The organism is Lentzea sp. NPDC092896 (genome assembly GCF_044754905.1).
Taxonomy (GTDB): Bacteria; Actinomycetota; Actinomycetes; order Mycobacteriales; family Pseudonocardiaceae; genus Lentzea.
The window spans coordinates 973,008-992,742 of record NZ_JBIVPX010000003.1 but is presented as its reverse complement, the minus strand read 5'-3'; the positions used below and the strand labels follow the sequence as shown (position 1 = coordinate 992,742).

Here is a 19,735-nt window from a genome sequence, read left to right as displayed (position 1 = left end):
GAACTCGCAACGCACACCCGCCAACGCACCAGGGGGACGACCCACGGACCCGACGCGCACGCCGAAGGCGAGCCCCCGGTGTCCTCCACCACCACAACCCTGCACGTCCCAACCAGGGAGATATCCTCTCCACCGTGGAACACATCTTCACCGGACTCCTGGTGCTAGTGACGATCGCCGTAATGTGGTTCGCCGGCTACGTCGTCTACCGCCTCTACTCCGACCAGCGATGACCAGCGGCGACGAGGCCATCCGCCTGGCCGAGGAACGTGCGGCGGCCACGAAGCAGCGCAACCTCCCCCAGTTCACCGACATGCCGATCCCGGCGGACACGGCGAACCTGAGAGAAGGCGCTGACCTCAACGACGCTCTCCTGGGCGTGCTCCCGCTCGTGGGCGTCTGGCGAGGCGAGGGCGAGATCGTCTACCCGACGATCGACGGCCCGTTCCGCTTCGGCCAGCAGATCACCTTCGCCCACGACGGCCGTCCGTTCCTCGTCTACGAGGCCCGGTCGTGGCTGCTCAACGAGGCAGGCGAGGTCATCCGCCCGGCAGCCCGCGAACAGGGTTTCTGGCGTCCGCAGGAAGACGACACGATCGAGCTCCTGCTGACGCACAACACGGGCATCGTCGAGCTGTACTACGGCAAGGTGCGCACGCAGACGTCCTGGGAGTTCGAGACGGACGCGATCATCCGCTCCGCCACGGCCAAGGAGGTCAAGGGCGCGCAGCGGCTGTACGGCGTGGTGAACGGCGACCTCGCGTACGTCGAGGAGCGCGCCATGATGGGCCAGGAGATGCAGCCGCACGCGTCGGCGCACCTCAAGCGCATCGTCGGCTGACTGGCTCGCTGAACGATCCGGTCGCCACACCGCCGCACCGCCGCGCTACCGGATCGCCGCGCTACCGGATCGCCGCGCTGCCGGATCGCCGCGCTGCCGGATCGCCGCGCTACCGGATCGCCGCGCTACCGGATCGCCGGATTGTTGAACGATTCGCGTGTCGGATTGTTCAACAATCCCACGATTCCCCGTAGCATGGGTGCATGCTTCTGCGGCGCTGCGGAACCGACGCGCTCCTGGTCGAGGTCGACTCACTGAGCGAGGTCGCGGCCGTCCGCGCCGCCCTCGCACGACTCGACGGCATCGAGGAGCTCGTCCCGGCCGCGCGAACAGTGCTGGTCAAGGGCGCGCTGAACCAGGTCAGGGACGCGTTGAAGACCATCGACCTGACCAAGGCCCCCGCGACGCACCCGCGCGAGATCACCATCCCGGTCAGCTACGACGGCCCGGACCTCGACCTCGTCGCCGAGACAGCAGGCATCACCCCGGACGAAGTGGTCAAGCTCCACACCGAGGCCATCTTCGAGGTCGCGTTCTGCGGCTTCGCACCGGGCTTCGCCTACCTCACCGGCCTCCCGCAGAACCTCCAGCAGCCCAGGCTCGACTCCCCGCGCACGAAGGTCCCGCAGGGCTCGGTCGGCATCGCGGGCGAGTTCACCGCCGCCTATCCGCGGCCGACACCGGGCGGCTGGCGACTGATCGGCCGCACCGAGATCACCCTGTTCGACGCCAAGGCCGAGACCCCCGCACTGCTGCAGCCGGGCGACCAGGTCAGGTTCGTGGTCGCATGAACGGCACCACGAACCGCAGCGTCACAATCATCCGAACCGGCCCTCAGGCCCTGATCCAGGACCTGGGCAGGCCGGGCAACGCGCACCTGGGCGTCCCCCCGTCCGGCGCCCTGGACCAGGACTCGCTCAAGCTCGCCAACCGCCTCGTCGGCAACCTCGAGGACGCGGCCGGACTGGAACTCCTGCTCGGCGGCCTCGCGCTCCGGGCGAACTCGAGCTGCACGATCGCCGTCACCGGCCCGTCCACCGAACTCACGGTCGACGGCCGACTCGCCGACTCCCACCAGCCGATCCACCTCAACCCCGGCCAAACGCTGGAGATCGGCACCCCGCAGACCGGCCTGCGCAGCTATCTGGCGATCTCCGGCGGCATCGAGGTACCGGAAGAACTCGGCAGCCGCTCCACCGACCTGCTCTCCGGAATCGGTCCAGACCCGTTGCAGGACAAGGACGTCCTGCATCTTGGGACACCCGACCTGCCCAATGGTGCAGATGTCGTGCCACCGGTCCGGGCGCTGCAAACGTTGGTCATCCCGATCCGGCTCGGGCCGCGCGACGACTGGTTCGACCAGGCGGAAACCCAGCTGCGGCAAGGGTCCTGGACGGTGTCGGATCGCAGCAACCGCGTCGGCGCGCGACTCCAAGGCACGGCACTGAATCGTCGTGACGGGGAGATTCCCAGCGAGGGAATGATCACCGGAGCGGTTCAGGTGCCGCCGGACGGGCAGCCCGTGGTCTTCCTCAACGACCATCCGACGACCGGCGGCTACCCCGTCATCGGCGTGGTGGACAACGATTACCTGCGTTTCCTCGGGCAGGCGCGGCCGGGCACGAAGGTCAGGTTCCGGCCGATCGGCTGAGGATCACGCCGTTGACGGAAGTGGTCCAGACCAAATACCGTAACTCCCAGCCGCCGCGGAATCTCTACCAAACTGGAGTTCCGCATGCGCCGGATCCCTGCCCTCCTCGCAGTTCTGATAGCACTGTTAGCTCTGGCGGTCCCTGCCAACGCCGCCACGGGCATCACCGCGACCTTCTCCCGCACCGGTACGACCGGCAAGTTCGTGGTCGCCAACGCGAGCACGACCGCGCTCAACGGGTGGTCGGTCAAGTTCGACCTGCCCGCCGGTGTCACGGCAAGCAGTCCCCAGAACGCCACGATCACCCAGAACGGCACGAGAGTGACGCTCACTCCGGCCTTCTACATCAACAACCTTCCCGCCGGACGCAACACCGAGCCGTACAGCCCGACGTTCACGCTGAGCGCCGCGGCAGACCCGACCGCCTGCACGATCAACAACATGGCGTGCGACGGCAGTGGCACCGCACCACCGGCGCCGACCGGGCTGACCGCCGAGTACTCGGTGGCCGGTGGCGCGGCGAAGTTCGTCGTCCGCAACCACTCCGCCGCCGCGGTCACCGACTGGTCGATCTCCTTCACGCTGCCCAACGGCGTGACCGTGAGCAACGGCCAGAACGGCACGGTCGCCCAGAACGGCAACGCGGTCACGATCACCCCTGCGCACTACAACAAGACCATCAACGCCGGCGCGAGCACGGAGCCGTACAGCCCGGCGTTCTCGATCAGCCAGAACGTCGACCTGGTGACGTGCCGGATCAACAACGCCAACTGCGACGGCAGCGCGGACACTCCGCCAAGCACGCCAACGGGCCTCGCCGCACCGACGAAGACCACGCGCACGGTGACGTTGCAGTGGAACGCCTCCACGCCGGGTTCACTGCCGATCGCCGGTTACGACGTCTACAACGGCTCCACGATGGCCGGCAGCTCCACCACGACGTCCACGATCATCACCGGCCTGACCCCGAACACCGCGTACTCCTTCACGGTGCGGGCCAAGGACACCAAGGGAACGCAGAGCGCCCCCAGCGCCGCGCTGAGCGTCACCACCAACAACCCCGCCAGCGACACCACGCCTCCGACCGCGCCGGGCAACCTGCGTTCGACGGCGAAGGACGCTGGCAGCGTCACGCTGGCGTGGAACGCCTCCACGGACAACAGCGGCATCGCGAACTACGACGTCTACGTGGGCTCGACCGTGAAGACGACGGTCTCCGGCACCACGGCCACAGTCAGTGGCCTCTCGCCGTCCACGAACTACACCTTCACGGTCAAGGCACGGGACCTCTACGACAACGTGTCCGCGGCGAGCAACGCGCTGAACGAGCGCACTGGTGACATCGTCGGCGGCTACGCCCGTGTCGGGTACTTCGTGCAGTGGGGCATCTACGGACGCCAGTACTTCGTGAAGGACATGGACGCCGCGAAGATGACGCACGTCAACTACGCGTTCGGCAACATCGACCCGGTCAACCTGACGTGTCTGCACGGCGTCACGAAGGGCACGAGCCCGAACCCGCAGGACCCGAACCAGGGTGACGGCGCGGGTGACGCGGAAGCCGACTACAGCAGGCCGATGAGCGCGTCGCAGTCCGTGGACGGTGTCGCGGACAGCGGCTGGGAACCGTTGCGCGGCAACTACAACCAGCTCAAGAAGCTCAAGGTGAAGCACCCGAACCTCAAGGTGCTGATCTCGCTCGGCGGTTGGACGTACTCCAAGTACTTCTCCGACGTCGCGGCGACGGACGCGGCGCGCAAGAAGTTCGTGACGTCGTGCATCGACGTCTACCTCAAGGGAAACCTGCCCGTGTACAACGGCGCCGGCGGTGCCGGCACCGCCGCGGGCATCTTCGACGGCTTCGACCTCGACTGGGAGTGGCCGGGCGCGGAAGGCCACGCGGGCAACCACTTCGGCCCGCAGGACAAGGTCAACAACACCCTGTTGATCGAGGAGTTCCGCCGGCAGATGGACGCGTACAGCACCACCACGGGCAAGCGCTACCAGCTCACGGCGTTCACCCCGGCCGACCCCGGCAAGATCGCGGCGGGCTGGGAGCTCGGGCGGGTCGCGCAGTCGATGGACATCTTCAACGTCCAGGGCTACGACTTCCACGGCTCCGGCAGCGACAACTCGTGGGAGCCCAACCGGACCGGCCACCAGGGCAACCTCTACCCGGACCCGGACGACCCCTACACGACCAAGTTCAGCGTGGAGAGCACCGTGCAGGCCTACCTCGACGCCGGGGTGCCGTCGCGCAAGATCACGCTCGGGCTCGCGTTCTACGGCCGCGGCTGGCAGAACGTGGTCAACGGCGGCAAGAACGGTGAGTGGCAGACAGCAGGAGGCGCGGCACCGGGCCAGTTCCCGGAGGAGTCGGGCACCCGCGGGTACGCCAACCTCGTCGCGTCCGTGCCGAACTGCACCGTCTTCCACGACGAGGTGGCGGTGGCGACGTCCTGCTACACCGGCAACCAGTGGTGGACCTTCGACGACGCCTGGTCGATCCAGAAGAAGACCGCGTGGCTCAAGTCGAAGAACCTGCTGGGCGCGATGTTCTGGGAGATGTCGGGTGACCGCGGCCCGTTGATGGCCGCGGTCGACGCCGGACTCAGGTAACTCAGGTAACTCAGTACTCGGACTCGTACAGGCCCTGCAGCTCGGTCAGCAGGGCCGCCGAGTCGGGCAGCTGCTTGCCGTCCAGCACGTTGACCCGCGTGATCTTGCGGACGCTGGACGCGAGGAACACGCCCTCGGCGTCGTAGAGCTCGCCGGTCTGGATCGGCTCCACGAGCACGGTCCAGCCGGCGCGCTCGGCGGCGCGGAACAACGCGTACTGCGTGGTGCCGGGCAGGATGCCGAGCTTCGACGGCGGCGTGACCAGGGTCTTGCCGCGCACCAGGATCAGCGTCGAGGTCGGGCCTTCGAGCACCGAGCCGTCCGACGTGGTGAAGACGACCTCGGCAGCACCGCGGCGCTCGGCCTCGCGCAGCGCGGCCATGTTGATCGCGTACGACAACGTCTTCGCGCCCAGCAGCAGCCACGGCGCGCGCTCGGCGAGGTCCGCGTCGATGCCGCGGTCCAGCGTCACCGCGGACAGGCCCTCGGCGCGCTGCTTGAGCACCTTCGCGCCGATCTCCATGCCGAGTGCGAAACCGGTGGGCGTGCCGTCGCCGCCCTCGACGCCGCGGGTGTAGACGAGCTTGAGGGCGAACTCCTTGCCACCGGCCCAGTTGCCGATGACGAGCTCGACCGCGCGCTCGAACTCCGCACGGGGAGGCGGCGCCATGTCGAGCATGACCGCGGACCGGTCGAGCCGGTCGAGGTGGGGCGTGAGTTCGCGGGGCTTCCCGTCGACCACGAGGATCGTTTCGAACACACCGTCACCGCGCATGAGTCCGAGATCCTCGACGCGGATCTGCGGCGAGTCGGGGTCAGCGAGGGTTCCGTCGAGCAGTGCCAGCACGCGCATGGAACGAGCCTACTAACATCAGTGATGTGGAGACCGCAAGAGGGCTGCGCAAAACCCTGCACGACCGCGGCATGAGGATGACGCCGCAGCGTCAGCTCGTGCTGGACGCGGTCAGGTCGCTCGAACACGCGACGCCGGAGCAGATCTGTCAGCGCGTCCAGGAGACGGCGCCGACGGTCAACATCACGACGATCTACCGCACGCTCGACCTGCTCGACCGGCTCGGGCTGGTGCGGCACACGCACCTGGGTCACGGCGCGCCGAGCTACTCGGTCGACGACCACCAGCACGTTCACCTGGTGTGCCACGTCTGCGGCTCGATCCAGGAAATCCCGTGTGAGCTTCTCGACCCCCTGGTCGGAACATTGCGGGAGCGCGACGGGTTCGAACTTGATGCAAGCCATCTCGCGCTGTCCGGCACTTGCCGCGACTGTTTGACGCAGGAGCAGGAGACCGAGTGACCCTCCCAGGAGCCGTCCCGCCGCCCGACGATTCCACGGATGCCGGCGTGGCCTGGCACTACGGAGACCCGTTCGCCGAGCAACGATCGGCCGCCCGTTCCGTGGTGGTCGTGGACCGCTCGAACCGCGGTGTGATCGCGATCCCCGGCGAGGACCGGCTCACGTGGCTGCACCAGCTGACGAGCCAGCACTTCGAGCAGCTGGGCGAGGGCGCGGGCACCGAGGCGCTGATCCTCGACGCCCAGGGCCGCCTCGAGCACCACATGGTCGTCGCGAACGTCGGCGGCACGGTGTTCCTCGACGTCGAGAAGGTCGACGACCTGCTGGCGTACCTGAAGAAGATGGTCTTCTGGTCCAAGGTGGAGCCGCGTGACGCCACCGGGGAGTTCGCGCTGCTGACGCTCGTCGGCCCGGACACGCCCGCGGTCCTGGAGAAGCTCGGCATCCCGGTGCCGGCGGACGTGGACGCGCTCGGCGAGGGCTTCGTGCGCAGGACGTCGTGGCCCGGCCAGAACGCGGTCGACCTGCTGGTCCCGCGTGCCGAGCGCGCGGACTGGTGGCAGCGCATCACGGACGCGGGCGCACGCCCGGCCGGCAGCTACGCGTTCGAGGCGCTGCGGGTCGAGTCGCTGCGGGCCCGCCAGGGCGTCGACACCGACGAGCGCACGATCCCGCACGAGGTCGGCCTGATCGACCCCGCCGTGCACCTGAGCAAGGGGTGCTACCGCGGCCAGGAGACCGTCGCGAAGGTCCACAACGTGGGACGCCCGCCCAGGCGAATGCTCCTACTCCACCTGGATGGTTCTGCCGACGCCCAGCCGGAGACCGGTGACCCGGTGACGCTGGACGGGCGCGTGGTCGGCCGGGTGGGCACCGTGACACTGCACCACGAACTCGGCGCGATCGCGTTGGCGCTGGTCAAGCGGTCTGTACCGGTGGACGCCGAACTCGTCACCGGGGCCCCCGAACGGGAGGTTCCGGCACGAATCGACCCCGACTCCGTGCCCGCGGACACGCCCGGACTGGGCCGGGAAGCTGTTCGCAACTTGAGGGCGTGAGCCCCTAAAGTCCGGTACATGTCCCTGGGCACGCTGATCACTGTCGCTCCCACCGGAGCGGAGCACGCGAAAGCCGACGTCCCGCAGCTTCCGGTGACCCTGGAAGAGCTGGTCTCGACGGCGCAGACGTGCGAACAGGTCGGCGCGGCGATGATCCACGTCCACATCCGTGGCGAGGACGCGAAGCCGTCGCTGGACCTCGGTCGTCTGAAGGCCACCGTCGAGGCGTTGCGGTCCGAAACGAACCTCGTCGTGCAGCTCTCCACCGGCGGGTCGGTGCACGACCCCGAGTCGGACCGGCTGCGCGTGCTGGAGGCGATGCCGGACTCGGCGTCCTGCACGATGGGCACCGTCAACTTCGGTGACGACGTGTTCATGAACCGCTGGGAGTTCATCGTCTCCCTGCACAAGGGCATGCAGGAGCGCTCGATCGTCCCGGAGTACGAGATCTTCGACATCGGGCAGCTCGCGTCGCTGAAGCGCCTGCTGGACCAGCACGGTCTGCCGGCGGGCGGCCACGTGCACGTCGACTTCGTGATGGGCGTGCCCGGCGGTATGCCCGGTGACGCGGCCACGCTGGTCGCGGCCGTCAACGCGCTGCCGGACGGGGCGACGTTCTCCGCCACCGGGATCGGCAGGACGACCCTGCCCGTGATGTTCACCGCTTTGGGTGCGGGTGGCCACCTCCGAGTGGGTATGGAGGACACCATCAGCTACTCGCGGGGGGTGCCGGTGCGGGACAACGCACAGCTCGTGGCACGTGCCGCAGGTCTCTCCAAGATCGCCCAGCGACCCGCTTTGACACCTGATGAGGCGCGAAAGCTGCTGGGCGTGCACATTTGAGACAAGTTTGGTGCATGGGATGTGTTGGCGGGTGAGGAGGATCTACCGCAGGATGGACACGTGATCGAGGTGCGTCCTGGCGGGCGCCGCCGAATCGACCGGGTGCTCGCCCCCGACTACACGGAGGGCGTCGAGCAGCGCCCGCTCGTCGAGGTGCGCGAACTCCGCGACGAGGCCGCGCAGGAAGAGACAGATCTGTCCTACCTGCGACGGCTGTTGCACGCGCGCATCGACATCGTGCGTGCGGAGCAAGAACGCCGCAGCTCCGGCGGCTCGGCCGTGGTCGAGCAGCTGGCCACGATCCTCTCCACGAACGCCGTGGGGCCCGCGACCGGTCTGGGTCGTTATCAGACCCATGAACCGTCACGTGCTGATGCGCATCAACGGCACGTCGAGGCGCTCATCTCCGACGTGGACCTGTCCGACGTGAGCTCGCTGGCCGACGATCGCCTCGGCGACGTGCTGGAGACGCTCATCTCGGAAGAGGCGTCCGTGTCGGTGCGCCGGCGCGAGGTGCAGGTGGTCGTGGACCGGCTCAACGCCGAGATCGCCGCGCGCTACCAGCGCGGGAGTGCCTCGGTGGACGAGCTGCTGGCAGCCGAGCGCGGACACCACCGTCCCAAGAGGTAAGACGAGCGTTCCACTTTCTGAGCAGCCGACCTAGCGTGCCCTCATGGGGTACCGCTGGGTCGTGCTGTCTGTCGGGGCGTTGGCGCAGGGCACGAACGCGGCCGTGTTCCTCGGCCTGCCCGCGATCAGTCCTCAGCTCCAGCAGCACTTCTCACTGACGTTGCCCCAGGTCGGGCTACTTCTCGGTGCGGTCAACCTCGGCACGATGATCGCTCTCGTGCCGTGGGGCGTCGTCGCGGACCGCCGTGGCGAACGCCTCGTGATGACCATCGGTGGCGTGGGCGCCGCCGTGTGTCTGCTCTCCGTCGCACTGGGCAACGCCTGGATCGCCGGTCTCGCGCTGCTCGGCGCCGGGCTGTTCGGGGCCAGCGTCAACGCGGCCAGCGGCCGGGCGGTGATGTCCTGGTTCAGCCGGGAGTCACGCGGCCTCGCCATGGGTGTCCGGCAGACGGCGACCCCGCTCGGCGCGGCCCTCACCGCGGCCGTCCTGCCGGGGATCGCGATCTCGGCCGGGATTCCCACGGCGTTCGTCGTGCTCGCCGGCTCGACGGCCTTCGTGGCGCTGGCGGTGTTCCTGCTGGTCAGGGAACCACCTGGAGCGATCCGGGCGAGCACCGAGCACGGGTTGGTGCTCAAGGACCCGAAGCTGCTGCGGCTGTCGCTCGCCAGCGGACTGCTGGTCGTGCCCCAGTTCACCGCCACGGCCCTGCTCGTGCCCCTGCTGCACGGCCACCGCGGCATGAGCGTGACGGCGGCCGCCGCCGTCTTCGCCGTCGCCCAGCTGCTCGGCGGGGCGGGACGGCTGGCCGTCGGCGTCTGGTCGGACCGGGCGCGCAGCCGGATCGGGCCGCTGAAGATCATCTCGGTGGTCACCGCGGGCGGGTTCGTGCTGGTCGCGGCACTCGACCAGGCGCCGTTGCCGTTGCTGATCGCGGTCCTCGTCCCGACCAGCCTGTTCGCGCTGTGCTGGAACGGGCTGGCGGTCACCGAGGCAGGCGAGCTCGCCCCGGAGGGCCGCAGCGCCACCGCGATCGCCATGCAGAACTCGGCGAACTACCTGAGCGCGGCGGTGACCCCGTTCGTCGCGAGCTTCGTCGCGGTGCACGTGGCGTGGCCTGCGGCGATGCTGCTGGCAGCGGTGGCAGCCGTGGTCGCGCGGGTGCTGATTCAGCCGTGGCGTTCCCTGCGGGCCAGCTCGCCCCAGAACTCGCGCAGCGTCTCGTAGCGCAACGCGACCTCCTCGGCGTCGTCCGCTTCGAGGGCGTCCACGATGGCGTTCACGTCGGCCGCAGAGGTGTCCTCCAGCAGGTCCTTGTCCTCGAGCAGCTGCACGAGGCCGCCGTAGTCGAGCTCGACGGCCGAGTGCGGGTGGAAGTGCTCCAGCCAGCGGCCGGTGTCGGAGAGGATCTTGGCGGGCCCGTCCTCGCCCAGCGAGCCCTTCACGACCTTGAGCGCCCGCGCGACCCGTCGCCTGGCATCGGCCATGGCCACCCGCCACGACACCTGCCGTTCCGGGTCGTCCTGGGCGCTGGCCAGCACCACGCGGCGCTGGGCGGGGTCGACGAGGGCGAACCAGGGCAGCGGGACCGTCCAGGTCGTGGAGATCACGTGGACCGCGCCGGCGGAGAGTTCGGCCATCACGGAGGACGCGCGCGCCCGGACCGTCTCCGGCGAGAGGTTGAGGGCCGCGTCCTGCAGGATCGGCGGCGCGGTGGCCAGGAAGCCCACCAGAGCGGCGGCGGACCTCGCCCGGAGATCAAGGGGGCACACGAGCGGTCCAGGGCCGACGCGGGCCGCTTCGGAGGTCGGAACCTCGGCCGGACTGATCGTCATCACGTCGAAGGACTCGCCCGGGAGGAGCTTTTGTCCCAACTGTGATCGCAACCACAGCTCCCGTTCCCGGTCACCTACCTCCGACCGGGGGACAGGGCCCGCTTCCAGGGCTTTTTCGACCTTGGAAGCTAGCGGTGCGTCCAATACCGATAACGGTTCGTACACCCGTAGGTAGGCGACGAACGGTCTGGGCACGTGTGCATCCTTCCACGCGAGGGGGGCCACGAGATTTGGCGGTACGTGTCACGCCTACCGCGTCGCGAGGAACCCCATCGGCACGGTACGGTAGTTACCAGGAATCAGTTGTCGAGACGAGTGGGGCCGCCGTTCCCCCGGCCGCCCCCGTCCCTGTGCGAGGGGGTCGAGCCATGGGGCGCGGCCGAGCTAAGGCCAAGCAGACGAAGGTCGCCAGGGAGCTCAAATACAGCTCTCATGAGACCGACTTCGCTGCGTTGCAGCGCGAGCTGTCGACTGATGAAAGGTCGCCGAACGGGAGCGGTGGTGGCGATGAGCCACCACATGACGACCCGTACGACGACTACGACGATTACCGTCGCTGAATTCAGCCTTCGGAGTTCAAGGGTTGGGTGTCCGGTTCGCCGGCACCCAGCCCTTGAACTCTGAGGGCTCTTTCAGAACGCCCTGGCGTACTGCTTCGGCGCCCTGACCTCCACACCCAGCTGCTGTGCCGCGTGCAGCGGCCAGTACGGGTCGCGGAGCAGTTCGCGCGCGAGCAGGACCAGGTCGGCGGAACCGTCCGTCAGAATCTGTTCGGCCTGCTTCGCCTCGGTGATCAGGCCGACCGCACCCGTGGGCACGTCTGCCTTGCGTCGCACCGCTTCGGCGAGCGGCACCTGGTAGCCGGGCCCGATCGGGATGTCCGCCTGCGCGGTGTTGCCACCGCTGGACACGTCGATCAGGTCCGCACCCGCGGCCTTGAGCGCCTGTGCCAGCACGACGCTGTCGTCGGCGGTCCAGCCGTTGTCGACCCAGTCGGAGCCGCTGATCCTCACGATCACCGGCACCTCCGGGCCGACCGCCGCACGCACCGCAGCCGTGACCTCGACGGCCGGGGCGATGCGTTCCTCGATGCTGCCCTCGTTCGTCAGCGGCGAGTAGAACTCGTGCAGCAGGTAGCCGTGGGCGGCGTGGATCTCCAGGACCTCGAAGCCGGCCTCGATCGCCCTGAGCGCGCCGTCGACGAAGGCCTTCACGATCCCAGTGTGGTTGTCGAGCTTCTCCGGCGTGTTACCGCCGGGGAACGGCTCTGTCGTGGGCGCCACCGGCACCCAGTCGCCGATCGCCTTGCGGCCGGCGTGCGCGAGCTGGATGCCCGGCACCGAGCCGTGCTCCTTGATGAACGCGGTGACCCGCTTCCAGGCCTCGACCTGCTCGTCGTTCCAGATGCCGACGTCCTGCGGCGAGATCCGGCCGCGCGGCTCGACGGCGGTGGCCTCGGCGATGACCAGCCCGGCGCCGCCGACTGCGCGGGAGCCCAGGTGGACGAGGTGCCATTCGGTCGGCACGCCGTCCTCCTTCGTCACCGAGTACTGGCACATCGGGCTGACCGCGATGCGGTTGGGCAGGGTGACCGAGCGCAGGGTCAGCGGGGAGAACAGCAAGCTCACGGGAAGCTCCCTCAGAACGGTTCGTAGGGCTACGAACCGTTCAAGGGACGGGGGTCGGCGTGTTGTTCCCGGATGTGAGCCATCTCAGTCACTGAACAGCGACGCAGAGACACGGGCCGGGGTGAAGTCGGGCGGCCACAGCGTCCCGCGGTTGACCCTGGCCCCGGTCAGGACGGCCTTGTCCAGGTTGACCGCGCGCATGTCGGCTCCGCGCAGGTCCGCGTCCGTGAGGTCGGCGGCGCGGAGGTCGGCGCCTTCGAGGCAGGCGACCCGCAGCGACGCCTCGCGCAGGGAGGCCCCTCGCAGGTCCGCGTCACGAAGGTCCGTGGCGTCGAGGGCGGAGCTGTCCAGGCACGTTCCGACCAACCGGGCGCCGGCGAGGTTCGACCGGCGGATCACCGCTCCCGCGAGCACCTGCTTGCCCAGGTCGGCACCGCGCAGATCGACGTGGGACAGGTCGACCTGCGCGCCGGGCCTGCGGGTGAGGATGACCAGAGCCGTCTCGACGTCCGGGCTCCTGACGGCGAGGCCCGACGGGTCCGCGGCCGTCCAGGGAGATCGCTCGCGCAGGAAGTCCCCGAGCGTGTCGTCCACGAGCTGCCGGCTCTTCGCCGAGTCCTGCGCGATCTGTTCCAGCGCGTGCAGCCCGCCGAGCCTGACCTCGGCCTGGTCACTGCCGAGGTGCTCGACGGCGCGGCGGTACCGGTCGACGACCTGGCCGTCCCTGACCTGGTACCAGCCCAGCGCACCGCCCGCGACGATCAGCACCCCGCCGAGGAGCAGCAGCGACGCCGATCGTGGAGCGGTCTGCGGCACCACCAGGACGACACCGAGTGCTACCAGGGCGAACGCGCCGAGCCTGAACATCCGCTTGCTCACGGAGAGTCATCCTCGTGACGCCACGCGCCGAGCGGTATCCGCTGTTGGAGTTCAGCTCAAATAACGGACCTGTTTGGACTTGCCCTCCAGCACTTCTTCGCGGGCCTGGGCGATCTCCGACCGGTGTGAGACCTCCGGCACACCGACCTCCCACCAGGCTCCGGCTTCCGTCCACGACGACGGGTGCGTGCGGATCACGACGACGGCCGGCCGCTTCTCGGCGACGGCCACTTCGCGCGCCTTGCGGTAAGCGCCTTCCAGGTCGGCCAGCGAGTCGACTGGGAAGACCGCGCAGCCCATCGCCGAGGCGTGGGCGGCGAAGTCGGTGCGCGGGGGTTCGGAGTGGCCGGTCGTGCAGTCGGCGTAGAGGTTGTTGAAGCCCGCGCCGCCCTGGCCCGTCTGCAGGCGGTGGATCACGGCGTAGCCGTCGTTGTCGCAGACGACGGCCACGAAACCGTGGCCCGCGAAGGCCGCGGAGAAGAGTTCGGAGTTCAGCATCAGGTACGAACCGTCGCCGAGCAGGGTCGTGACGACGCCCTGGGTGTGCGCGATCGCGGCTCCCCAGGCACCGGCAAGTTCGTAGCCCATGCAGGAGAAGCCGTACTCGACGTCCATTGTGGACTCGCCGGTGGCGCGCCAGCCGCCGATCAGTTCGCCGGGGAGGCCGCCGGACGCCGTCATGACGTAGTCGGTGGGTTCGCTGACGTCGTTCACGACGCCGACCACCTGGGCGTACGTCGGGAGAGCGGTGGACGGCGTGCGCAGAGAGGTGATGTGGGCGTCCCACTTCGTGCGTTCGGTCTGGGCGCGGCCTGCCCAATCCGCCGGGGCCTGCCACGCGCCCAGGACGTCGGTGAGTTCGCGCAGGCCCTCGTCGGCGTCGGCGACCAGGGCGAACGAGCCGTGCTTCACGGCGTCGAAGCGGGCCGCGTTCAGGGAGAGCAGGTGGGCGTCCGGCGAGAAGACCGTCCAGGACGCGGTGGTGAAGTCCTGCAGGCGGGTGCCCACGGCGATGACCAGATCCGCCTCGCCCGCCAGGACGTTGGCCGACGTCGAGCCGGTGATGCCGAGCGGACCGGCGTGCAGCGGGTGCTCGTGCGGGATCAGCGTCCGGCCGGCCGTGGTCTCGGCGACGGGGATGTTGTGCTGTTCGGCGAAGCGCAGGGCCCGGCCCGCCGCGCCCGAGTAGCGGACGCCACCACCCAGGACCAGCAGCGGGCGGGAGGCGTGGCGGATCGCCGACGCGGCCTCGGCCAGCGCCAGCAGGTCGGGGCGTTGACGCAGCGGGCGGTGGACGACGGGGGCGAACAGCGCGTCGGGGAAGTCGTAGGACTCGGCCTGGACGTCCTGCGGCAGCGCCAGGGTGACCGGGCCGCAGTCGGCCGGGTCGGTCAGGACGCGCGCCACCTGCGGCAACGTGGAGAGCAGCTGTTCGGGGCGGGTGATCCGGTCGAAGTAGCGGCTGACCGCGCGGAACGCGTCGTTGACCGTGGCCGTCGGGTCGTGGAAGTGCTCGACCTGCTGGAGAACGGGGTCCGGCGCGCGGCCGGTGAAGGTGTCGCCGGGCAGCAGCAGAAGAGGCAGGCGGTTGGCGTGGGCCACGCCGGCGGCCGTGATCATGTTCAGGGCGCCGGGGCCGATCGACGACGTGGCGACGCCCACCTGGCGGCGGTGGGTGGCCTTGCCGATGCCGACGGCGGCGAGGGCCATGCCCTGCTCGTTGTGGCCGCGCCACACCGGGATGCGGTCGCGGACCTCCTCCAGGGCGTTGCCGAGGCCGAGGACGTTGCCGTGGCCGAAGATCGCGAACACGCCGGGGAACAGCGGTGCCTGCGTGCCGTCGAAGAGTTCGGTGCGCTGGGCCAGCATCCAGCGGACCAGTGCCTGCGCGGTCGTGAGCTTCACTTGACCCGCCCCTCGGCAGTCGTTACCGGGCAACGGGGATCGAGTTCCTGCGTCGCCCAGCTGTCCCGGATCCAGGTGTGCGCCGGGTCGTCGCAGAACGCCATCGAACGCTCGTCTCCGGGACCGGCCAGGACGTTCAGGTAGTACATGGGATATCCCGGCGCCGCGACGCACGGGCCGTGGTAGCCGCGTGGGATCAGGAAGACATCGCCGTCCCGCACGGTCACGTCCTCGTCGATCGTGCCGTCGTCGGTGTACGTGCGGTGGAAACCGAAGCCGGTGCGCGACGGGGTGACCTGATCGCGGTCGGCGATGCGGAAGTAGTAGATCTCCTCGTTGTTCACCTCGCACGGCTCGGACTCGTCGTGCTTGTGCGGCGGGTACGAGGACCAGTTGCCGTCCGGGGTGATCAGCTCGCACGCGTTGAGCTTGTCCGCGTGGTCCCACACGCCCGGCGTGCCGAAGTTCGTCACCTGACGGGTCGCGTTGCCGGAGCCGCGCACCTCCACCGGAACGCCGTCGGCCGGGCCGTACTTGGGCGTCAGGCGGTTCTCGCAGCGCGCCATCGGGAGCGCGACCTCGCAGCCGTCCACAGAGGACAGCTTGACCGAGGCGTCGCGCGGCACGTAGGCGAAGTCCGTGACGCGGGTGAAGACCGACTCACGGCCCTGCAGCTCGTACCGCTCGTCGTCGACCTCGACCGTCAGCGACCCGGCCAGCGGCAGCACGAACGCCTCGAACTCGCCGGTCTCGATCGTGCGCACCCAGCCGGCCTCGATCCGCAGCACGCGCAGACCGGTGTACGTCCAGTCCGCGTCCTCCGGCGTCAGGTGGATGACGTCCGTCGAGGTCGAGAGCGTCCCGTGTGGACGGTGCAAGGTCATTCCGTGACTCCCTTCGCGGTACGGAGGATTTCGGCGGCGGCGGCAACGGCGGAAGCGACATCGCCGTCCGGCGGGTAGAGCAGCGCCCGGCCGACGACCAGGCCGCGCACGGTCGGGTGGCCCAGCGATCGGCCCCACGACGCCAGGTCGTCCTGCGGGTTCGCGGACGGCACACCGCCGAGCACCAGCGCGGGCAGCGCGGTGGTGTCCAGCACGATCTCCGGCTCTTCCGGCGCGGGCAGCTTCAGCCAGGTGTAGGCGGAGGTCGAGCCCAGCCCGGCAGCAACGGCCGAAGCGCGGGACAGAGCCGCGGAATCCTTCTGCAGCACCAGTTTGTCGTTGTGATCACGCTTGTACGGCAGCGGTTCGACCATCGCCATCAGGCCGTGCTCGGCGAGTTCGGTGACGGCCCGCGCGCAGCCTTCCAGCGTCGGGATCGTGCCGGGGTCCGAGTCGACCAGGCGCAGCAGCATCTTGCCGCCGTCGAGCCCGAACGTCGCGATGGACGACGCGTCGTACGCGGTGAACCTGTCGTCGATCTCCCAGTCCGCACCGGCGAGGCCGCCGCGGTTCATCGAACCGATGACCACGCGGTCGTTCAAGCCGTCCAGCAGGAGGAGGTCCTCGATCACGTCCGGTGTGCCGAGCACGCCGTCGACGTCGGGATTCGCCAGCGCCGTCAGCAACCGGGCCAGCAACGAGCGCCGGTCGGCCATCGCCATCGGGTCGCCGCCGACGCCGAGAGCACCGCGGGCCGGGTGGTCCGCCGCGACCAGGAACAGCGTGGACTTGCCGTTCAGCAACGAGTTGCGCCGCTTGCGCGCCTGGTAGGCCCGCCTGATCGAGCCGGGGTCCTCTGCCCGCCGCCACAGCAGTTCGCGCCACTGGCCATCGGTGATCACAGCAGTTCCTCGATCTCTTCCTGGTCGGGCATCGCGTCGGCGCAGGCCAGCCGGGAGGCGACGATCGCGCCGGCCGCGTTGGCGTAGCGGGCGATCTTCACCGGGTCCCAGCCCGACAGCAGGCCGTGCACGACCGAGCCGCCGAACGCGTCACCGGCGCCGAGCCCGCAGACGACCTCGACCGGGTTCGGCTCGACCGTCCAGCGGCCTTCCGGCGTGGCAACGAGAACGCCCTCGGCGCCCTTCTTGACCAGTGCCAGCGAGATTCCGCGCGCCAGCAACCGGTCGGCGGCCTCATCGGGGTCGGACGTGCCGACCGCGATCTCGCACTCGGTCCGGTTGCCCACGGCGACCGTGACGTGGTCGAGCATCCAGCCGATCTCGGCGCGCGCGGTCTCGACGTCCGGCCAGAACATCGGCCGGTAGTCCAGGTCCAGCACGGTGTGCCCGCTGCGCGCGCGGTTCGCCAGCATCATCCGCTGGGACGTGCGAGAAGGCTCTGCGGAGACGCCGGTGCCGGTGACCCACAACAACGGGACTTCGCGCGTGAGCGACCAAGGCACGTCGTCCTCGCCGATCGTCATGTCCGGCGCGGTCGGCAGGCGGTAGAACAGCAGCGGCGGGTCCGCGGGCGGGTTGAGCTCGCAGAACACCACCGGCGTCAGGAGATCCGGCGAGGTGCCGACGTACTTCGACGACACCCCGAAACCTTCCAGCGCCTCGCGGACGTAGGTGCCGAAGCCGTCCGGACCGACCTTCGTGAGCACCCCGGCTCGACGGCCGAGCCGCGCGGCGGCGACCGCGACGTTGGTCGCGGTCCCGCCGAGCGACTTGGCGAACGTGCTGACCTGGGCCAGCGGTACGCCGGACTGCTCCGGGTACAGATCCACCCCGACCCGGCCCACGGTCAGCACTTCGAGAGACGTCACGCCTCGGCACCCCGCAGCTCGTGCTCCAGCGCTTCCAGCTCGGCACCGCCGGCCATCTGGCGCGTCAGCTCGTTGATGTCGATCTCGTCCTTCTCGTAGCTGCCCAGCGCACGACCGCGCTTGAGCAGCAGGAACCGGTTGGCGACCGGGTAGGCGTGGTGCGGGTTGTGGGTGATCAGCACGACGCCGAGGCCACGATCACGTGCCTGGGCCACGTACTTCAGCACCACTCCAGCCTGCTTCACGCCCAGCGCGGCCGTCGGTTCGTCGAGGATCAGCACCTTGGCGCCGAAGTGCACGGCGCGGGCGATGGCGACGCACTGCCGTTCGCCACCCGACAGCGTGCCGACCGGCTGCTCGACGTCGCGAAGGTCGATGCCCATGTCGGACAACGCCTTCTTGGTGATCTCCTTGCCCTTCCTGCGGTCCAGGAAGCCGAAGCGAGTCGTCGGCTCCGAGCCCAGGAAGAAGTTGCGCCACACCGACATCAGCGGCACCACCGCGAGATCCTGGTACACGGTCGCGATGCCGTGGTCCAGGGCCTCGCGTGGCGACGAGAAGCGGATCTCCTCGCCCTCGACCCTGAACGAGCCCTGGTCGTGCTGATGGACACCGGCCAGGATCTTGATCAGGGTCGACTTGCCGGCACCGTTGTCGCCGAGCACGCAGGTGACCTCACCCGCGTTGACCACAGTGGACACATCGCTCAGCGCGATGACGCTGCCGTAGGTCTTGCCGATGTTCTCGGTCTCGATGAGTGCGGTCATCGCCGGACCCTTTCCGCTCGGCGGCGCAGCATGTTGTTCACCAGCACGGCGGCCAGCAGCATCACGCCGAGGAACAGCTGGAACCAGTCGCTGTTCCAGCCGGCGTAGACGATGCCCTGCCGGGCCATGCCGAAGATCAGCGCGCCGATCGCCGCACCCACCGCGGAACCGAAGCCACCGGTGAGCAGGCACCCGCCGATCACCGCCGCGATGATGTACTGGAACTCGAGGCCGATGCCCTGGTTCGCCTGCACGCTCGCGTACCGCAGGATGTTGATCGAGCCCACGAGCCACGCGGCGAACGCCGTCGTCATGAACAGCAGGATCTTCGACCGCACGACCGGCACACCGACCGCACGCGAGCTCTGCGCGGCACCACCGATCGCGAAGATCCAGTTGCCGAACTTGGTGCGCACCAACACCGTCGAGGCGATGACGGTGAACAGGACCCACCAGATGATCGACACGTAGAAGCCCTGCCCGCCGATCTGGAACGTCGAGGCGAACAGGAATCCTGCCGACTCGTAGCCCACGGCGTCACGCATGCCCGACACCTGCACACTGCCCGTCACCAGGCGCGTGATGCCGAGGTTGAGGCCCTGCAACGCCAGGAAACTGCCCAGCGTCACGATGAAGCTCGGCAGGCCCGTGCGCATCACGAGCCAGCCGTTCAGCGCGCCCACCGCCAGTGCGAAGGCGAGCGACACCAGCAACGCCAGCCAGACGTTGAGTCCCAGCTGGGTGGCGAGGAGAGCCGTGACGAGCGCGGTGGACGCGGTCATGACACCGGCGGACAGGTCGAACTCGCCGCCGATCATGAGCATCGCCACCGCGACCGCCATGATGCCGAGCATGGAGGCGTCGTCCAGCCAGGTGGCCGCACCACCCACGCTCAGGAACTGCTCGGTGACCACGGAGAAGAACAGGAACACGAGCAGTGCGCCGAGCATGGCGCCGATCTCCGGGCGTTTGATCAGCTGATCGATCGCCCTGGGTTTGCTCAGCCGTTCGTCTGCAGCCGGTGGAGCTGTGGCCGTCACGGTCATCTCCCC

Annotated in this window: 20 protein-coding genes; 10 read left to right on the top strand and 10 right to left on the bottom strand. The window is 69.2% G+C overall.

All coding sequences use genetic code 11. The features are described 5' to 3' along the window. The first annotated feature begins 229 nt into the window (after nt 1-229). The 4 genes from ACIQF0_RS20670 to ACIQF0_RS20655 all read left to right on the top strand — a co-directional run bounded on the left by ACIQF0_RS20670 (nt 230) and on the right by ACIQF0_RS20655 (nt 5,111). Entirely contained in the window at nt 230-841 is a 612-nt protein-coding gene (locus ACIQF0_RS20670) for an FABP family protein (protein WP_330272083.1), read from the top strand. A gap of 203 nt (nt 842-1,044) precedes the next feature. Then, on the top strand, nt 1,045-1,632 hold the full coding sequence (gene pxpB / locus ACIQF0_RS20665) for a 5-oxoprolinase subunit PxpB (protein ID WP_401031374.1): 588 nt from the start codon (nt 1,045-1,047) through the stop codon (nt 1,630-1,632). Continuing rightward, nucleotides 1,629-2,492: a biotin-dependent carboxyltransferase family protein gene (locus tag ACIQF0_RS20660; RefSeq protein ID WP_401031373.1), complete on the top strand. Its 864-nt coding sequence runs from the start codon at nt 1,629-1,631 to the stop codon at nt 2,490-2,492. The genes pxpB and ACIQF0_RS20660 overlap by 4 nt, the downstream gene beginning before the upstream one ends. 84 nt (nt 2,493-2,576) lie before the next feature. Continuing rightward, nucleotides 2,577-5,111, top strand: coding sequence for a glycosyl hydrolase family 18 protein (locus ACIQF0_RS20655; protein WP_401031371.1), 2,535 nt, complete (start codon nt 2,577-2,579; stop codon nt 5,109-5,111). 10 nt (nt 5,112-5,121) lie between these two features. Here ACIQF0_RS20655 and ACIQF0_RS20650 read toward each other — a convergent pair whose 3' ends face one another. Further along, complete coding sequence (locus ACIQF0_RS20650) at nt 5,122-5,964, bottom strand: aminodeoxychorismate lyase (protein WP_401031369.1); 843 nt, start codon at nt 5,962-5,964, stop codon at nt 5,122-5,124. 71 nt (nt 5,965-6,035) lie between these two features. On the opposite strand from ACIQF0_RS20650, the gene ACIQF0_RS20645 reads away from it, so the two are divergent. From ACIQF0_RS20645 to ACIQF0_RS20625, 5 genes are read left to right on the top strand one after another with little or no spacing between them, the layout of a single operon-like run. Beyond that, nucleotides 6,036-6,425: a transcriptional repressor gene (locus tag ACIQF0_RS20645; RefSeq protein WP_177320500.1), complete on the top strand. Its 390-nt coding sequence runs from the start codon at nt 6,036-6,038 to the stop codon at nt 6,423-6,425. Beyond that, a complete protein-coding gene (locus ACIQF0_RS20640; RefSeq protein WP_401031367.1) occupies nt 6,422-7,483 on the top strand; it encodes a YgfZ/GcvT domain-containing protein in 1,062 nt (353 codons plus the stop codon). Before ACIQF0_RS20645 ends, ACIQF0_RS20640 begins: the two co-directional genes overlap by 4 nt. A gap of 18 nt (nt 7,484-7,501) precedes the next feature. Continuing rightward, nucleotides 7,502-8,326 carry a 3-keto-5-aminohexanoate cleavage protein gene (locus ACIQF0_RS20635; RefSeq protein WP_360041042.1) on the top strand — a complete coding sequence of 275 codons (825 nt, stop codon included), beginning with the start codon at nt 7,502-7,504 and terminating at the stop codon, nt 8,324-8,326. Between the two features lie 60 nt (nt 8,327-8,386). Beyond that, complete coding sequence (locus ACIQF0_RS20630; protein WP_093595856.1) at nt 8,387-8,956, top strand: aerial mycelium formation protein; 570 nt, start codon at nt 8,387-8,389, stop codon at nt 8,954-8,956. A gap of 43 nt (nt 8,957-8,999) precedes the next feature. Next, nucleotides 9,000-10,181, top strand: coding sequence for an MFS transporter (locus ACIQF0_RS20625; protein WP_401031364.1), 1,182 nt, complete (start codon nt 9,000-9,002; stop codon nt 10,179-10,181). On the opposite strand, the gene ACIQF0_RS20620 is transcribed toward ACIQF0_RS20625, so the two are convergent. After that, nucleotides 10,124-10,984: a hypothetical protein gene (locus tag ACIQF0_RS20620; RefSeq protein WP_401031362.1), complete on the bottom strand. Its 861-nt coding sequence runs from the start codon at nt 10,982-10,984 to the stop codon at nt 10,124-10,126. The genes ACIQF0_RS20625 and ACIQF0_RS20620 overlap by 58 nt on opposite strands. A gap of 173 nt (nt 10,985-11,157) precedes the next feature. Between ACIQF0_RS20620 and ACIQF0_RS20615 the strand changes: the two genes are divergently transcribed. Continuing rightward, on the top strand, nt 11,158-11,349 hold the full coding sequence (locus ACIQF0_RS20615) for a DUF3073 domain-containing protein (protein ID WP_360041030.1): 192 nt from the start codon (nt 11,158-11,160) through the stop codon (nt 11,347-11,349). Between the two features lie 72 nt (nt 11,350-11,421). Here ACIQF0_RS20615 and ACIQF0_RS20610 read toward each other — a convergent pair whose 3' ends face one another. From ACIQF0_RS20610 to ACIQF0_RS20575, 8 genes are all read right to left on the bottom strand, one after another. Beyond that, nucleotides 11,422-12,417, bottom strand: coding sequence for an NADH:flavin oxidoreductase/NADH oxidase (locus tag ACIQF0_RS20610; RefSeq protein WP_401031360.1), 996 nt, complete (start codon nt 12,415-12,417; stop codon nt 11,422-11,424). 84 nt (nt 12,418-12,501) lie between these two features. Further along, nucleotides 12,502-13,296, bottom strand: a complete 795-nt coding sequence (locus ACIQF0_RS20605; RefSeq protein WP_360041024.1) for a pentapeptide repeat-containing protein — start codon at nt 13,294-13,296, stop codon at nt 12,502-12,504. 51 nt (nt 13,297-13,347) lie between these two features. After that, nucleotides 13,348-15,201: a 3D-(3,5/4)-trihydroxycyclohexane-1,2-dione acylhydrolase (decyclizing) gene (iolD, locus tag ACIQF0_RS20600; protein WP_401031358.1), complete on the bottom strand. Its 1,854-nt coding sequence runs from the start codon at nt 15,199-15,201 to the stop codon at nt 13,348-13,350. After that, nucleotides 15,198-16,085: a 5-deoxy-glucuronate isomerase gene (gene iolB / locus ACIQF0_RS20595; protein WP_360041018.1), complete on the bottom strand. Its 888-nt coding sequence runs from the start codon at nt 16,083-16,085 to the stop codon at nt 15,198-15,200. Before iolB ends, iolD begins: the two co-directional genes overlap by 4 nt. Next, entirely contained in the window at nt 16,082-16,987 is a 906-nt protein-coding gene (locus ACIQF0_RS20590; protein ID WP_319976660.1) for an aldolase, read from the bottom strand. The genes iolB and ACIQF0_RS20590 overlap by 4 nt, the downstream gene beginning before the upstream one ends. Continuing rightward, nucleotides 16,984-17,916 (bottom strand): 5-dehydro-2-deoxygluconokinase, encoded by a 933-nt coding sequence (iolC, locus tag ACIQF0_RS20585; protein WP_360041014.1) that lies wholly within the window; start codon nt 17,914-17,916, stop codon nt 16,984-16,986. Before iolC ends, ACIQF0_RS20590 begins: the two co-directional genes overlap by 4 nt. Continuing rightward, on the bottom strand, nt 17,913-18,683 hold the full coding sequence (locus tag ACIQF0_RS20580) for an ATP-binding cassette domain-containing protein (RefSeq protein WP_360041012.1): 771 nt from the start codon (nt 18,681-18,683) through the stop codon (nt 17,913-17,915). Before ACIQF0_RS20580 ends, iolC begins: the two co-directional genes overlap by 4 nt. Then, nucleotides 18,680-19,729, bottom strand: a complete 1,050-nt coding sequence (locus ACIQF0_RS20575) for an ABC transporter permease (RefSeq protein ID WP_401031354.1) — start codon at nt 19,727-19,729, stop codon at nt 18,680-18,682. The genes ACIQF0_RS20580 and ACIQF0_RS20575 overlap by 4 nt, the downstream gene beginning before the upstream one ends. Nucleotides 19,730-19,735 lie beyond the last annotated feature (6 nt).